Source organism: Klebsiella huaxiensis (genome assembly GCF_003261575.2).
GTDB lineage: Bacteria > Pseudomonadota > Gammaproteobacteria > Enterobacterales > Enterobacteriaceae > Klebsiella > Klebsiella huaxiensis.
Genome location: NZ_CP036175.1, coordinates 1,375,849 through 1,391,433, shown reverse-complemented (window position 1 = coordinate 1,391,433; position 15,585 = coordinate 1,375,849). Strand labels below are relative to the sequence as shown.

The 15,585-nt window shown below is 54.3% G+C and carries 17 protein-coding genes; 9 read left to right on the top strand and 8 right to left on the bottom strand.

The features are described 5' to 3' along the window. The first annotated feature begins 96 nt into the window (after nt 1-96). Nucleotides 97-999: a LysR family transcriptional regulator gene (locus DA718_RS06710; protein WP_009652525.1), complete on the top strand. Its 903-nt coding sequence runs from the start codon at nt 97-99 to the stop codon at nt 997-999. Here DA718_RS06710 and DA718_RS06705 read toward each other — a convergent pair. Both DA718_RS06705 and DA718_RS06700 read right to left on the bottom strand, forming a co-directional pair. After that, the gene (locus DA718_RS06705) at nt 996-2,189 is read right to left on the bottom strand and encodes an MFS transporter (RefSeq protein ID WP_112216453.1); all 1,194 of its coding nucleotides are present in this window, start codon (nt 2,187-2,189) and stop codon (nt 996-998) included. The genes DA718_RS06710 and DA718_RS06705 overlap by 4 nt on opposite strands. 65 nt (nt 2,190-2,254) lie before the next feature. Continuing rightward, nucleotides 2,255-3,031, bottom strand: coding sequence for an SDR family NAD(P)-dependent oxidoreductase (locus DA718_RS06700; RefSeq protein WP_112216452.1), 777 nt, complete (start codon nt 3,029-3,031; stop codon nt 2,255-2,257). 145 nt (nt 3,032-3,176) lie between these two features. On the opposite strand from DA718_RS06700, the gene DA718_RS06695 reads away from it, so the two are divergent. Then, nucleotides 3,177-4,097, top strand: coding sequence for a LysR substrate-binding domain-containing protein (locus tag DA718_RS06695; protein WP_112216451.1), 921 nt, complete (start codon nt 3,177-3,179; stop codon nt 4,095-4,097). Nucleotides 4,098-4,133: 36 nt separating this feature from the next. Here DA718_RS06695 and DA718_RS06690 read toward each other — a convergent pair whose 3' ends face one another. From DA718_RS06690 to exaC, 3 genes are all read right to left on the bottom strand, one after another. Beyond that, nucleotides 4,134-4,907, bottom strand: coding sequence for a transporter substrate-binding domain-containing protein (locus tag DA718_RS06690; protein ID WP_112216450.1), 774 nt, complete (start codon nt 4,905-4,907; stop codon nt 4,134-4,136). A 35-nt stretch (nt 4,908-4,942) separates the two neighbouring features. Continuing rightward, entirely contained in the window at nt 4,943-5,737 is a 795-nt protein-coding gene (locus DA718_RS06685) for a CatB-related O-acetyltransferase (RefSeq protein WP_112216449.1), read from the bottom strand. 294 nt (nt 5,738-6,031) lie between these two features. Further along, a complete protein-coding gene (exaC, locus tag DA718_RS06680; protein WP_112216448.1) occupies nt 6,032-7,552 on the bottom strand; it encodes an acetaldehyde dehydrogenase ExaC in 1,521 nt (506 codons plus the stop codon). Nucleotides 7,553-7,804: 252 nt separating this feature from the next. Here exaC and DA718_RS06675 point away from each other — a divergent pair, with 252 nt between their 5' ends. Then, on the top strand, nt 7,805-9,592 hold the full coding sequence (locus DA718_RS06675) for a sigma-54-dependent Fis family transcriptional regulator (protein WP_112216447.1): 1,788 nt from the start codon (nt 7,805-7,807) through the stop codon (nt 9,590-9,592). Nucleotides 9,593-9,606: 14 nt separating this feature from the next. Here DA718_RS06675 and DA718_RS06670 read toward each other — a convergent pair whose 3' ends face one another. Further along, a complete protein-coding gene (locus tag DA718_RS06670; RefSeq protein ID WP_112216446.1) occupies nt 9,607-10,203 on the bottom strand; it encodes an undecaprenyl-diphosphatase in 597 nt (198 codons plus the stop codon). Nucleotides 10,204-10,384: 181 nt separating this feature from the next. On the opposite strand from DA718_RS06670, the gene DA718_RS06665 reads away from it, so the two are divergent. The 4 genes from DA718_RS06665 (at nt 10,385) to alaE (ending at nt 12,600) form a co-directional block, all read left to right on the top strand. Continuing rightward, entirely contained in the window at nt 10,385-10,684 is a 300-nt protein-coding gene (locus DA718_RS06665; protein WP_112216445.1) for an ArsR/SmtB family transcription factor, read from the top strand. Nucleotides 10,685-10,693: 9 nt separating this feature from the next. Beyond that, the gene (locus DA718_RS06660) at nt 10,694-11,215 is read left to right on the top strand and encodes a rhodanese family protein (RefSeq protein WP_112216444.1); all 522 of its coding nucleotides are present in this window, start codon (nt 10,694-10,696) and stop codon (nt 11,213-11,215) included. 217 nt (nt 11,216-11,432) lie between these two features. Continuing rightward, nucleotides 11,433-11,612, top strand: coding sequence for a hypothetical protein (locus DA718_RS06655; protein WP_112216443.1), 180 nt, complete (start codon nt 11,433-11,435; stop codon nt 11,610-11,612). A 538-nt stretch (nt 11,613-12,150) separates the two neighbouring features. Continuing rightward, nucleotides 12,151-12,600: an L-alanine exporter AlaE gene (alaE, locus tag DA718_RS06645; RefSeq protein WP_110277047.1), complete on the top strand. Its 450-nt coding sequence runs from the start codon at nt 12,151-12,153 to the stop codon at nt 12,598-12,600. A 40-nt stretch (nt 12,601-12,640) separates the two neighbouring features. On the opposite strand, the gene DA718_RS06640 is transcribed toward alaE, so the two are convergent. Beyond that, entirely contained in the window at nt 12,641-12,991 is a 351-nt protein-coding gene (locus DA718_RS06640; protein ID WP_110277046.1) for a DUF2002 family protein, read from the bottom strand. A gap of 149 nt (nt 12,992-13,140) precedes the next feature. Here DA718_RS06640 and DA718_RS06635 point away from each other — a divergent pair, with 149 nt between their 5' ends. Next, on the top strand, nt 13,141-13,488 hold the full coding sequence (locus DA718_RS06635) for a DUF883 family protein (protein ID WP_110277045.1): 348 nt from the start codon (nt 13,141-13,143) through the stop codon (nt 13,486-13,488). A gap of 94 nt (nt 13,489-13,582) precedes the next feature. Here DA718_RS06635 and pdxR read toward each other — a convergent pair whose 3' ends face one another. After that, complete coding sequence (gene pdxR / locus DA718_RS06630) at nt 13,583-14,935, bottom strand: MocR-like pyridoxine biosynthesis transcription factor PdxR (RefSeq protein WP_112216442.1); 1,353 nt, start codon at nt 14,933-14,935, stop codon at nt 13,583-13,585. Nucleotides 14,936-15,022: 87 nt separating this feature from the next. Between pdxR and DA718_RS06625 the strand changes: the two genes are divergently transcribed. Continuing rightward, a complete protein-coding gene (locus DA718_RS06625) occupies nt 15,023-15,454 on the top strand; it encodes a carboxymuconolactone decarboxylase family protein (RefSeq protein ID WP_112216441.1) in 432 nt (143 codons plus the stop codon). Nucleotides 15,455-15,585: the final 131 nt, after the last annotated feature.

Here is a 15,585-nt window from a genome sequence, read left to right as displayed (position 1 = left end):
CTGCTGAACGCGGATGAGAGAAAAAATAGTCAAAAGCAAAAAATTAGTTTAGAAAAATAAAAACAAAACCCGGGGCTTACAGCGGAGCATCCCCTTATGTCAGTTGGAAAATTTCCGAATCTGCGGCTGTTACACGTTTTTATTACCGTGGCGAAATATCAGGGCTTTGCCAATGCGCAGCAGGAACTTAACCTGACCGTTTCAGCCATCAGCAACTATATGAGTGAACTGGAAGAGAAGCTCGGCATCACCCTATGTCGTCGCGGTAGAGGCGGTTTTTCTCTGACCGAAAAAGGGGAAACCGTGCTCCAGCAAAGCATCGATCTGCTGAATTCGATGGAGGATTTTGAGCGCAATACGGCGACGCTGCGCGGCGAGCAGACTGGGATTTTTAATCTTGGCGTAATTGACTCGACGATTACCGACCCGATGCTGCCGATGAGCGAAATCATCGCCACGTTTAGCGAGCGCTTCCCGCTGGTGCATATTAATTTACAGGTCAGAAGCCCGAACGCGCTTTTGCAGGGCGTACTGAATAATGAACTGGATCTCGCCGTGGGCACCTTCTCTTTACAGGCCAATAGCGTGGTGTCTCACCCACTTTATCGCGAACAAAACTGGCTCTATTGCGGTGACAAACACTCTCTGTTTACCGTTAAGCACCCGACGGAAGCGCTTATTTCCGAGATGCGAATGGTCACCCGCAGCTACTGGAGCAGCAGCGATTTAGGGCGCAAAGGCTTTAAGCAGAGCGTCGCGAGCGCAGAAAGTATGGAAGCGCAGCTGATGCTGATTTTGTCCGGCAAATACGTCGGCTATCTGCCGGAACACTACGCTTTGCCCTGGGTGCAATCGCAAAAGCTGCGCGCCCTGCTGCCGACGGAATATGGCTATCAGGCTCCCTTCTCGCTGATTTTCCGCCGGGGTCGCAGCAAAGAAACCTTAATTCGCTCAATGCGAGACGCCGTGCGTGCTGGCGTTAAATCACGCAAAAATTAGGTTCGTTTCGCTGCTCGTCCGCCGACCAGCAACGCAAGCAACGCGATGACAATCGGCACCAGCGATCCCCACAGCACGGCGTTCCAGCCAAAGAGGTTCATCAGCGCACCGGAGGAGAAAGAGCCAATCATCATAACGCCGAAAACAATAAAATCATTCAGCGACTGCACCTGGGTTTTCTCTTCCGGACGATGGAAATCCATAATCTGCGCCGACGCGCCGGTAAAGCCAAAGTTCCAACCTAAGCCCAGCAGGATAAGCGACAGCCAGTAGTGCATTACGTCAATACCGGCCAGGCCGACCATCACCGACACCACCAGCAGAATTAACCCAGCCGCGTTAATACGCCGGGCTCCGAATCGATTGATTAATTTACCGGTGAAAAAACCGGGGCCATACATGGCGATAACGTGCCACTGGATCCCCAGATTCGACGCCTGTTGCGAGATGCCGTGCATATGCATGGAAAGCGGCGCTGCGGTCATCAGAAAGTTCATCACCATATAGGAGATTGCGCCGCTGAACACCGTGCGGGCAAAGCCCGGCTGGCGCACAATTTCGCCCAGCGGACGCCCGCCGGATTTCGCCTGCGCCACCGGCTCGGCGGTTTTTACCCCCAGCAATACCAGCGCCGATACCGCAGCCACCAGCCCCTGGGCGATAAAGGTCATCGCAAAGGTGTGCGGCGGCCACAGGTTCATGGTACCTGTGACCAACATCGGCCCGATGACCCCGGCGGCCACCCCGCCGCCCATGACCAGGGAGAGCGCCCGCGCGCGGCGCTCGTCGCTGACGCCATCTGTCGCAGCAAAGCGGAACGACACCGCCACTGCCGCATAGGCTCCGCCGAAAAAGGCCGCGATACAGAACAGCCAGAATGAGCTGATAACAACCGCCAGCGCCGCCAGTAGCCCGGTCAAAACACCGGCCCCGGTGCCGGTCATGAAGACCGTTTTACGCCCACGCTTTCTGGCCAGCGCTCCAAACGGCAAAATACAGGCCGCCATGCCCAGCACAAAAATGGTGATCGGCAGCGTCGCCAGCGTGGGATTCGGTGCAATGGCGTTACCCACAATTGCCCCGGTGGCGTAAAATACCACCGAGTTTGCCCCCGCCAGCGCCTGCGCCGTGGCCAGACGAACAATATTCTGGTTTTGCTGCCTGACAGGCAGCGTTGTTTCAGCGCTCATTGATTTTCGTTATCCTGAATTCGTTTTTATTTATGCCAACAGTCTTGATGACATAATGAACGTAATCAGGCATTCCGACCAGCCATCACGCCACCATCAATATCCCATACCGCACCGGTCACCCAACCGGTACTATCGCTGAGAAGGAACGCCACGGTTTGCGCGATATCCTCAGGCGTGCCAACGCGGCCAATCGGATGGAAGCTGTCAAAGCTGTTCATCACCGCCTTCACCTCCTCTTTCTCGATAAAGCCTTCATAAATCGGCGTATGTACCACCGCCGGGGATACCGCGTTTACGCGAATACCGCTGCCACCCAGCTCAATCGCCAGGTTTTTAGTCAGCGCATGCAGACCCGCCTTTGCCATTGAGTAGGCCGATGACGGCGTCGCGCCGATGGCCTGCTGCGCCCACATTGAACCAATATTCACAATCGCGCCTTTGATACCGGCGGCCAGCATGTTGCGCACCACTTCGCGGGTGATAAAAAAGGTCGCCCGATTGAGATTCATATACACATCATAATCGGTCATTTCATGTTCAATAAACGGTTTCGGGAAGAAGACACCAGCAGCGTTAACCAGCAGGCTGATATCCCGATGCTCGGCATTGATAGTCGTCATGACCTGCTGCATACCCGCTTCGCTCATCAGATCGGCAACGATAATATCCACCTTGCCGTAGGCCGCCAGCGCATGACGCGCCTGCTCCGCCTTCTCCTGACGATTGCCCACCAGCACCACGCTGCCGCCATTCTCAATCACCCGTTTGGCCGTCGCCAGACCCATACCGCTGGTCCCACCGACCACTAACAGTTTTTTCCCAGTAAATACTGTATTCATCATTAACCTCTTCACGATTGATTTGTGTGGCCTAAGCATGCCTGTCTTAAGCCGGGTTGACGAATGAGAAGAAATAGCGTCATAACAAAGAAAATCTATCTCTATGGTATATACTGAGGCGAAAAATCACTGAGAGATATCCGCTATGCGCTCGCTTAACCGACTGAAATGGCTCCACGCTTTTGAAGCCGCCGCCCGCCACGGCAGCTTTACCGGCGCGGCCCGGGAACTGGGCGTGACGCCCGCCGCCGTCGGGCAGTTAGTCAGGGCGCTGGAAGATTGGGTCGGTCATCCGCTGCTGCACCGCGCACGCGCGGGCAAAGAACGCCTTACCCTGGTGAGCGAAGCGCAGGAAGCGCTACAGGATATTACCCTGGGGCTGGATAAGCTCGAGAGCGGGCTGAATAAGCTCCGCGGCCGCCGGGCGCGCTCCGTGGTGGTGATCACCGCCTCACAAGTTCTGATGATGAACTGGCTGATGGAGCGCTTGAACCGCTTCTCTGAGGCCTATGAAAATATCGACCTGCGCCTCAACGTCACGGAAAAGCTGATGGATGTCTCCCACGGCGAAGCTGACCTGGGGGTTCGCTGCGGGCGCGGTGACTGGTCCGGCGTCGATAAAACCTGGCTGATGGATGAAGAGGCGGTGCTGGTGTGCAGCCCGCTAATTGTTCCTCCGGGAAAAATCGCCTGCGGCGACTGGCTGGCGGAGCAAAAGCTGATTCATGATGATACGCCGCATCCCGGTGCCAGCTTTCCTTCCTGGGAAGATGTGTTGGAAGCGGCTCAGGCTCCGGCGGCACGCGATAGCGGGCTGCATATCAACTCCACATCGGCGGTCATCCTTGCCGCACTTAGCGGGCGCGGCGTTGCTATTGTGCGCCATGCGCTGGTTAAACAGCTTCTCACCACTGGCCAGCTGGTTCAGCTACATCCCGATAACCGCTGGCCGTTGACGTGGTCCTACTACATCGTGACTCCACAGCATGCCGTAATGCGCCCGGAGGTGAAGGTGTTTTATGACTGGCTGCTTAACGATGTGCTGACTGAAAATCAGGAACGCTAATATTTCGCCAGCACCACATAGAAAACCTTTAGTGCCTCAGGATTTTAGCTGGTCATGAATCCGCCACTTCTGCTTGAGTACGTTTTTATCCTGACTCTCCAGCCACTGGTTAACCTTCTCCAGCAGCTGCGGGTTGTCTTTGTTCATCATATAGACTTTGAAACTGGCGGTTCCGGGGAACGGCGTCTCGTTAGCTACGCAAAAAACGCCCGGCTCATTGCTTTGGTAATAGACCCCTTCGATCAGGTCGGTCACCATCATATCCGCCGTTTTCTGCCGCAGCGCTTCAAGGTTATCGATATTGTTTTTCACCCGAATAATCTGCGCATGCTTGATATGTTCATCGACAAAACTTTGGTTGGTACCGCCTGGATTCACAACCACCTTCACATTCGGCTGGTCAATTTTCTCCAGGCTGCCGAGCGCGGGGGCCGCCGCGCAGTTAGCCAGCGCAATTTTACCATTCGGTACCACCGGCTGGCTTAGGGCAAAATCTTTTGCCCGCGCCGGGGTTTGTGTCACCCCACCCATAGCGATATCAAACTTATCTGCCTTCAGGTCAGCGGAGAGCGTCGGCCAGCTGGTCTGCACGAAGCTCACCTTCAGGCCCAGCCGCTTGCCAAGATCTTTCGCCATATCAACGTCGTAGCCCAGCAGCTCCCCGGCTTTATTGTGAAACGCCAGCGGCGCGTAGTCTCCCGGCACACCGACTTTCAGCTCGCCGCTTTGTTGAATACTGTTCATGTCGCGCGCCTGAGCGCCGCAGGCGATGGCAGCGATGACGAAAGCAATACCTGACTTCAACTTCATCTTTTTGTCCTTGTCCAAATGTGAACCGCTTCTGATTAAACCGCGCTACGCTGCGGATTTTGCTTATTAGCCATAACAGCTTTAATCATGGATGCCGTCAATACCGGCGGCGAGAAAGTCAGCATCGTCCCTTCAGCAACGCACTCGGTGAACAATTCACAAAAGCGCTCAACCTGATTCACCGGAAACGCAGCAATATCCTGGGCGGAGAAACGCCACCATCGTAGCGCCAGCAGTTGTTCAATAATCGCGTCGTTAAAGCGCATACGGATCGGTTTTGCCGGGTTGCCGCCAACGATGGTGTACGGCGCGACGTCTTTGACCACCAGCGCGTTGGCCGCAATAACGGCCCCATCGCCAATAGTAATGCCCTGCGCCAGGGTAACATTCTGACCAATCCACACATCATTACCGATGGTTATTGGCCGGGGCGTTTTCTCAAAGGGATAAAATTGATTGGGTTTACCGCTGTCGGCGGCAAGAGTCGACATGACGCCGGAGAGATGGGCATAAAACACCGGGCTGGCGCTGGCCCACTCCAGAGGGTGTCGGTCGCCAAGTACCTGCAAGCGATCGGCAATCGAGGTATAACGCCCTACCTGAATCAGCGCCGGAAGCAGGGTTCGCGTATAGCTAAAAGCGCCCATGGAGGCCAGACGTTCACCGCAGCGCCCCCAGTAAGTGGTATAAGGTTCGGTGACTAGATTTTCCGGTATATCAATTAGCAGGTCATCACGGTAAAAGGCATGGGCGCAGGTAAGCTTCTGCCCGCCGACAAAAACGCGATGCGCCTGCAATAAAGGTTTTAGCTCACCAAAAGCGATTTTCATCTTCGATTTTCCCGCACAAAAGTATTCCAGGTCAGCCGCTTAATCTCTCGATCATTGATAGCGTACCGATCTGCTCATTGTGCAAAAAATCGTAATGACATCTCTTTTTTGTGAGCTACAGCGCGAAAGCGGCGGCTCGTTTTTATACCGGTAACTTGCTGGCCTCATTGATTTTTACGCTCGTCCCTTCGGCGAGCGCAATAAACCCCATCTTTAGATGGGCATAATAAACCCGCAATCTTAACCAAAGATTGCGGGTTACGTTAATTAACGAAGGGCTTAACCGCTATTCGATCAGAACAGACCTAACGGTGCAGTACCGTAGCTCACCAGCAGGTTTTTCGTCTGCTGGTAGGCATTAAGGGCCATTTTATGCGTTTCGCGCCCAACGCCAGACTGTTTGTAACCGCCGAAGGCCGCATGCGCCGGGTAGATATGGTAGCAGTTAGTCCACACACGACCGGCTTTAATACCGCGCCCCATGCGATACGCCAGATTGGTATCCCGCGTCCAGACGCCAGCGCCGAGACCAAACTGGGTCTGGTTGGCAATAGACAGCGCCTCCGCTTCATCTTTAAAGGTGGTGACGCCGATAACCGGGCCAAAGATCTCCTCCTGGAAGCTGCGCATATCGTTACGGCCCTGAATCAGCGTCGGCTGAATATAGAAACCGTTATCCAGTTCGGCGGAGATATTGCCGCGTTCCCCCCCGGTCAGGATCTTGCCGCCTTCGTCGCGGGCGATCTTGATATAAGAAAGGATCTTATCGAACTGCTGACGCGACGCCTGAGCACCAATCATCGTGTCGGTATCAAAGGGATCGCCGCGGCGGATTTGCGCCACTTTTGCCATCACCCGTTGCATAAAGGGTTCATAGATAGACTCCTGAATCAGCGCGCGGGACGGGCAGGTACAGACCTCCCCCTGGTTAAAGAAGCCGAGCACCAGGCCTTCAACTGCCTTCTCAATAAACTCCTCTTCGCCTTCCATCACGTCGGCAAAATAGATATTCGGCGACTTACCGCCGAGCTCGACGGTACAAGGTATGATGTTCTCAGCAGCGCAGGCCATGATATGGCGTCCAACCGGCGTTGAACCGGTGAACGCAATCTTAGCAATACGTTTGCTGGTCGCCAGCGCTTCACCCGCCTCTTTACCAAAGCCCTGCACCACGTTGAGTACCCCTGCCGGGAACAGATCGCCAATGATCTCCATCAGCAGAGTAATACCCAGCGGCGTCTGCTCCGCGGGTTTCAGCACGACGCAGTTACCGGCCGCGAGCGCTGGAGCCAGCTTCCAGGCGGCCATCAATAGCGGAAAGTTCCACGGAATAATTTGCCCGACCACGCCTAGTGGTTCATGGAAGTGGTAGGCCACAGTAGTCTCGTCGATCTCCGCCGTACTCCCCTCCTGCGCGCGCAGGCAGCCGGCAAAATAGCGGAAGTGATCGACCGCCAGCGGCAGGTCGGCGTTAAGGGTCTCGCGGATTGGTTTGCCATTATCCCAACTCTCCGCCACCGCCAGGTATTCCAGGTTAGCCTCGATACGATCGGCAACCTGCAACAGCAGATTAGCGCGATGCTGAGCCGAGGTTTTGCCCCAGGCATCGGCGGCCCGGTGCGCCGCATCAAGGGCAAAGTCGATATCTTTGGCATCAGAACGCGGGAACTGCCCAATATCGCTACCATCGACCGGGGAGGTATTCATAAAGAATTCGCCGCCGATCGGTTCAATAAATTTACCGTCAATAAAGTTACTGTAAGCAGACTTCAGTGAAACCAAAGCGCCCGGCGTGCCAGGATGTGCATAACGCATCGCAAATCTCCTTCATGTAGGGTTGAGGCGCAGCGGCATATTAGTTTTGTACGATCGCTCGCTGCACCTAAACGCTATTGCAGGGGTTATGCCACTTTTCTTTTTTCTTAAAACTTATTTATATTCAATAAATTAAATACTCACTCCATTTTTCTGTTGCGCCTATTTTTTCTTATGTGTCGCAAATCGCAACATCAAATAAACCACACAGCTACAATATTGCAACACAACTAACCCGCCATGAGGTGTCACGTGCGAGGAAATCCGTTTTCCCTGACGTCGGAGGTCAAAGCGAGCCCACTGCTGAGCGATTCCTGGTGTCGCAGCCAACGCTATGGCCTCGACCCCGCCACGGATGACTTTCCTCGTTTGCACGCTAGCGAACTGGCCGACAGGCTTGCCAGCCATCACCGCATACAAAGGCTGACGCAGCCGGTGGTCAATGGGCTATCAGGCAAGGTTAGCGACCTGCAATCGGTGGTGATTCTCTCCGACGCCAGCGGCCTGGTCCTGCAAACCTTCGGCAACCTGGATGCCATGCAGAAGGCACAGCGCTTTGCCTTAGCCCCGGGAAATCTGTGGAGCGAGAGCGGGCGCGGCACCAACGCCATAGGCACCGCGCTGGCGATTGACGACTGCTGCGAAATCGATGGTCGTCAGCATTTCCTGACCAGCAATCAGGAGCTTTATTGCGCCGCCGTGCCGCTGCAAAGCCCCGACGGACAAATTGCAGGCGTGCTGGATATCTCCGGCCCGGCCCACTATCCGCATACCCAGACCCTGGCCTGGGTAAAAGGCGCAGCGAAACAGATAGAATATCTGTGGGTCAAACAGAGCCTGCATCCGCAGCAGTGGCTGATGAGCCTGCATCCCCGGGCCGAAAAACTCGACAGCGTGGAGGAGTTGCTGCTGATTTTTACCGATAATGTGCTGACCGCCGGTAACCGGCTGGCGATGCGCGAACTCAGCCTCAACGCGGCGCAGTTTGGGCACATCACCTTCCAGCAGCTTTTCCCCCAACTTCAGCAAACCGCCGTCAGCGTGCCGCTGCCGTTCACCGCTGGACGCCAGAACTACTATTACCGCTTACGCGCGCCAAATCGCACCAGCGTGACAATGCCAGAGCGGCCAACCATCAACTTCCCCTTCTCCAGCCAACATGAAGGCGAAAAGCTGGTACGCCTGCTTAACGCCGGAATTGGCTTGTGTATTGAAGGGGAGACTGGCTGCGGCAAAGAGTACGTCAGCCGTATGATTCATCAGCACAGCCGCTGGCACAGCGGTAAATTCGTCGCCATCAACTGCGCCGCCATTCCCGAGTCGCTGATTGAGTCCGAGCTGTTTGGCTATCAGCCCGGTGCTTTTACAGGTGCCAACAAAAACGGTTATATCGGCAAGATTCGAGAGGCCGATGGCGGCGTGCTGTTTCTTGATGAGATTGGCGATATGCCATTAGCACTACAGACCCGACTGCTGCGGATCCTTCAGGAGAAAGAAGTAACACCGCTTGGCGCCAGCCAGAGTTCACCTGTCAACTTCGCGGTGATTTGCGCCACTCACCGCAACCTGGCCCAGCGCGTCGACGAAGGTACCTTCCGCGAAGACCTGCTCTATCGACTGCGCGAATATGCCCTGACGCTGCCGCCGCTGCGCGCCTGGACTGAACTACCTGCATTTATACAGCAGTTGTGGCGGGATCTGGGCGGAGAAAAACGACGGGTCACCCTGACACCTGAGCTATGCGAACACCTGGCGGCGCTGCCGTGGCCAGGAAACGTTCGTCAGTTGCAAAGCCTGATGAGGGTACTGCTGGCGCTGACCGAAGAGGGCGAGAGGCTGGGGATCAATGCTCTGCCCAATGAATATCGTACCCAACCCGTCGCTCTCGCACCGCGCGGGCTTCAACAGCATGATGCCCAGTTGATTGCCGACACCCTGGCAAGCTACAACGGCAACATCAGCAAAGCCGCACAGGCGTTAGGTGTGGCGCGCAGTACCTTGTATCGTCGCGCCGCCCGTCGTGGAAGTCATAAAGCATAGCGCCCTGCTTTCGCTCAGGGCGTGAAGCGCGGCGGTAGCCAGGAGAATATCCGCCTGCTCATCGCTTCGCACAACGAAGTTAAGCGCCGTCCAGCGCCCTGCCAGATAAGCTTCGCGATGCAGACACCGCAGGCCGAAACCAGCACCGACCCTGCCATATCCAGCGGAAAGTGAACCCCCAGAAAGATTCGTGCCCAGGCTACGGGCAGCGCCGCAAACAGCAAAAAAAGCCCCGCGGCGCGTAAACGCAGCGACAGCAGTGCAAAAGCAGCGCTAAACATCACCGTTCCATGGTCGCTCGGGAAAGAGTTATCCGCCGGATGGCTTATCCAGGTATGGCCAAGAGAAATCATAAACGGCCGCGGGTGAAACCACAGCATGCCACAGATAAATCCCAGCCCCAGCGCGGTCAAAATGCTCAGGGTACAAAACAACGCCTGCCGATGCCCCTGCCGCCCTCCTGAAAACCACAGCCAGAGCAAAATGAGCGGCACCACAAAGATTATCCCACTAGCCGAAAAGCGAGCCAATGAGAGGATAGCGTCCGGCGTGCCGGGCGATGCATTCAGCGCTAAAAAAGCGCTTTGATTGAAGGTTTCCAGTGCGTTCATAGCAATAACTCGTGCAGTCATATTACCGTCATTATCGCTATCCAGGCTTAAGTTACGCTTAACCCGGCGGCAATGAATTATCCTGATTTCTGACAAACAATTTAGCCGCAGAAGCATCCATTGCTGGCACAATATTATCTTTTACTTTAGACTTTACTAAATTTAGAAAAGACTAAAATAAATGAATACACCCGAACAGCTACAGACCAGCGCCGGGGAAGCCGCCGCCCTGTTGAAAGCCATGAGTCACCCCAGCAGGCTATTGATTCTGTGCATGCTTTGCGAAACCCCGCACACCAGTGCTGGTGAGCTTGCGCGGATCACCGGCCTGAGCCCTTCGGCAACCTCACAACATCTCACCCGTATGCGAGACGAAGGGCTTATCGGCAGCGAACGCCAGGCGCAGCGAATTCACTACTTCATCACCCAGCCCGCGGTTCAGCAAATCGTCGCTACGCTAAAATCCATCTATTGTCCTTAAGGAACGTTCATGACAATCGCCACTCTTTCCCCTACTGAAGCTCAGATGCTCATCGCCCAGGGTGCACGGCTGATCGACATCCGCGATGCTGATGAGTACGCCCGCGAGCATATCCCTGAAGCTGAACTGGTGCCGCTGAGTACGCTGAACAACGGAGCTTCGCTGCACGCAAGCGCTGACGAAACGATCGTGTTTCACTGCCAGGCGGGCTCGCGTACCCAGAATAATGCCGCTCGTCTGGCGCAAGCTGCCGCTCCGGCACAGGTAAAACTGCTGGCGGGAGGAATTCAGGCGTGGAGAGCTGCGGGGCTGCCGGTGCAAGAGGACAAGTCGCAGCCGCTGCCGCTGATGCGTCAGGTGCAAATCGCCGCGGGCGTGCTGATTTTACTCGGCGTGGCGTTGGGCTATTCCCTCGGCAGCAGCTTTTTCCTGCTCAGCGCATTCGTTGGGGCCGGATTAACCTTCGCCGGAGTGACTGGTTTTTGCGGTATGGCGCGTCTGCTAGCGGTGATGCCGTGGAACCGTCGTTAACGTCTACCTCTTTCGGCCAGTTGTTTATACCCGTCATACTTCAAGTTGCTTGTGCGTTGGCTGCGTTCACTCACCCCAGTCACTTACTCATGTAAGCTCCTGGGGACTCGCTCTCTTGCCGCCTTCCTGCAACTCGAATTATTTAGGGTATAGCGCGCTTTTGCTAAGCTATGGTTATTAGCAGCAATAATTTTTATCAGTACAAAGGAGAAGAACCATGTTTTCAGTTGGCGATCTGGTACAACCGCGTTTAGGCGGGCCGAAATTGAAGGTTGTGGAAGTCCATGACGATCAAATTGTTGCCGTTCAGGCGAGTAATGAGCAAGGTGAAAAATATACGCTAAAGTCAGTCGACGTTACGGCTTATAAAGAAGATGGTGATTTTGGCGTGTGCTAATCAAACCCGTAAAGACCACGGTGGGTTTCCCCACCGTTTTCAATATTACATTTCCAGCGTTTAGATAATTCAGGATATATCGCCAGTAGAGAATCAAAACGCTGCAGATGCTTGCGAAGAATAGTCATGCACGAAATACGAATAGCCACCCAACAACCTAAATAGCACGTCATGCTACATTAAATCCAAACCAGGCATAAAAAACTCCAAAAGTGACACAAATCACAGCAAGACGCGATCCTGTCGCAAAATCGGCCATCGCTAAACGGTACCGATCTCATTCTTATTACGTACTCTCTAATTATCTTATTGATAAATAAAATAAAAATAATCAAAGAGAACAAATGTAGCGTAACGGACAAAAAACGTCCTGATGCAGAGTATTTTATCGACAAAAAGCCATTAAATAAAAATTTATAGCTAGTTGCCACTTTTAATGCAGAGATATAATCTACGCACATCAAAACAGACAGCCCAAAAACGCTGATTAACTGCGAATGATTTGGCTTTATTGACTTTAATTTCGAGGAGCATACCGATGTTCTCTGCGCAGTCCCGCTTGCGTCACGCGGTAGCAGACACCTTTGCGATGGTGGTTTACTGCACCGTTGTAAACATGATGATCGAAATTTTTCTCTCCGGCATGTCCTTCCAGCAGTCATTATCGTCGCGACTGGTAGCGATTCCGGTGAACATTATTATTGCGGTACCTTACGGTTTTTACCGCGATTTCGCCATGCGCCAGGCGCGTCGCATCAGCCCATCTGGGTGGATGAAGAATATTGCTGATGTAATTGCCTATGTGACATTTCAGTCACCGGTATACGTGGCGATTCTGTTGGTTGTTGGCGCTGAATGGCAGCAAATTGCCGCGGCGGTCAGTTCAAATATCGTGGTATCAATGCTGATGGGTGCGGCGTACGGCTATTTCCTTGATTACTGCCGCCGCCTGTTCCGCGTGAGTCCTTACCAGCAGGCTAAAGCCTGAGTCATTCAAAAAAGCGACTGGTTACGCCAGCCGCTTTTTTTCAACTATATTGCGCCTCGCCAAATAAGCCATTCAGAAAACGCTCTAGCGCCATGCGCGAACTAAAACCGTGCGGAATACCATAATGCTGCTGGACATCGCCCGCTAAATACAACGGAAACTGCTCGTAATGATCGCAGGTTTTAATATCCGACGCAGGATCCGACAACGTCGTACTACGTTCTTTTAACGCAGGATGAATAATTAACGCGGTACGCCCCATACGAGCTTCACGGTTCACATAAACATAATCATCGCCACGACGATATCCATACGCCTTTTGCGTCACAACATCCATGGTGAAGCCGGATTTTTCAAGAACACGCGCCACCTCATCGGGTCTTAAATACATACTGATTCCTCGTTATCTTTCACCGCACGTCAACCTTACCTTATTCATTAAAGACAACGCTTTCGGATAATTCCATAAACCACCTCCTACAGCATAATTCGAAATCGTGTCCTACACTTAAAGACTCAATGGAACTAAGGGAGAAACTCATGGCCAATCGAGCAAACCGCAACAACGTAGAAGACAGCGCTGAAGATATTCATAACGATGTCAGCCAATTAGCGGATACGCTGGAAGAGGTGCTGAAATCGTGGGGCAGCGATGCGAAGGACGAAGCCGAGACCGCGCGTAAAAAAGCCCAGGCGCTACTGAAAGAGACTCGCGCTCGCCTTAACGGTAATAATCGCGTACAGCAGGCCGCGCGTGATGCTGTGGGCTGCGCCCGCGATGTAGCCGGAAGCGCTGACAGCTACGTGAGAGACAAACCGTGGCAAAGCGTCGGTGCCGCAGCCGCCGTTGGGGTATTTATTGGCGTATTGCTGAATTTGCGCCGATAATCTAATTGCCAAACCAATGAAGATAACAAATACGCGTCTACCCCTGCACACTCCAGTATGCAGGGGTTTTTATTACCCTAAGAATTTTATTGCCCTAAGAAAACAGAGCTAACCTGAGCTGACGCACCACGTCGATTGCCCTCTCTGCCGACGTCAGATTGGTAAAACTCATCAGCAGTCCCTTCTCCCCCTGACTATCAATTCGCCAGTCGCTCAGCGCCTGCACCGCCAGACCGGCTTGCCTGCCGCGCAGGGCCAACTGACGATCGTCTCCCTCAACGTTAACCACCATCTGAATCCCACCCAGTTGGGGAACCGCCGAAAATCCCTGCTCCCGAAGCGCCGACTCCAGCCACTGGCGGCGCTGCGCATAGCTGGCGCGCATTTTCTTCAGATGACGCCAGAAATGGCCCTCGCGGATAAAATCGGCCAGCGCCTGCTGCCATAGCGTCGGCACGCTACAGCTCATCAGCGCGGCCTGTTCACGAAACTGCGCCACTAGCGGTTCCGGTACCACCAGCCAGGCGGCGCGCAGTGCCGGAAAAAATGATTTACTGAACGCCCCGGCGTAGATGACCCGTTGCGGGGCGTCGAGGCTTTTTAACGGCGGCAGCGGCTTACCGTGATAGCGAAACTCACTATCGTAGTCATCCTCAATAATCCACGCGTCGTTCTGCGCCGCCCATTGCAATAGCTGCCTGCGCCTGGCCAGCGATAGCGCAACACCGAGCGGGCTTTGGTGAGCTGGGGTCAGCAGAGCAAAATGCGCATCCGGATAGTGCTGCTGCGCCCAGGCGATATCCATCCCCTCATCGTCAACCGGGACGGGATTTATCTTTACCCCTTCCCCACTCACAATGGGTCGGATCAGCGGAAACCCAGGGTCCTCCATCCACATGTTCTGGCCCGGTCGGGCCAGGGTGCGCAGGATAAGGCGCATTGATGCAGCATAGCTACCGGTTACCAACACCTGCTCAGGCCGACACTCAATACTGCGCGATAGACGTAAATAATCAACGATGGCCCGGCGCAGGATCATCTCGCCGCATGGATCGCCGGGAGCAAGATCAGAGCGCGTTTGCGTGCGCAGCCGTCGGCCCATCACCCTCGCCCACAGCCCGCGAGGAAACAGATCCAGCGCCGGGAGCCCAAGTTGAAACGGCAGCGGTGCCATCGGTTCGTCGCCCGCACCAGGCTGTACAGGAGCGCATTGCTGCGGACTGAGACGCTCGCTGACAAAGGTCCCCGCCTGCCCGCGCCGCTCCAACCAGCCCTGCGCCACCAACTCACCCCAGGCGTTTTCTATCGTCGCCCTCGACACACCGAGTTCCTGCGCATAGACCCGACTCGCCGGCAGCCTGCCGCCTGGCATCAGTTCGCCACTCTCAATGGCCGACTTAAGCTGTCGGGCAATACGCTGATAGTGCAGGAGTTTTTTGGCATGCATTATGGTCTGCTTTTTTCATCACAATATGGCTATCTTATGCAGTCCATTATAGTGCTATTTTGCTGACGTCTTAATGAGGAGAGTAAAATGACCACACTACGTCAGCCGTACAATGAACTGAGCCCGGAAGTCTATAACGCACTGGTGCAGGCGAGCATTGCACTGGAAAAAAGCGAGCTGGGTAACACGTTGATAGAGCTGATTTATTTGCGGGTGTCGCAAATAAACGGCTGCGCCTTCTGTCTGGAGATGCATAGCAAAGCGCTGCGTAAGTCCGGCGTGGCGCAGAACAAATTAGACGCCCTGGCAGGCTGGCGAGTCAGCGCTCATTTCAGCGATGCTGAGCGCGCGGCGCTGGCGTGGGCTGAATCGGTCACCCATATCGCCGAAAGCCATGCTGAAGATGATGTTTATCTGCCGCTGCTGGAGCATTTTAGCGCCCGACAGATTAGCGATTTGACTTTCGCCATCAGCCTGATGAACGCCTTTAACCGCCTTGCAGTGAGCATGCGCCTGTAATTTCACGACAAAAAAACCTGCCCCCCGCGGATTCCTTCAGTGGGGGTTTCTTTTTGCAAAAACCATATATATTGAGTTGTTGAACTTTTAAATAACTACATCTAGTATTTCCCTCAACGATAACCCATAAC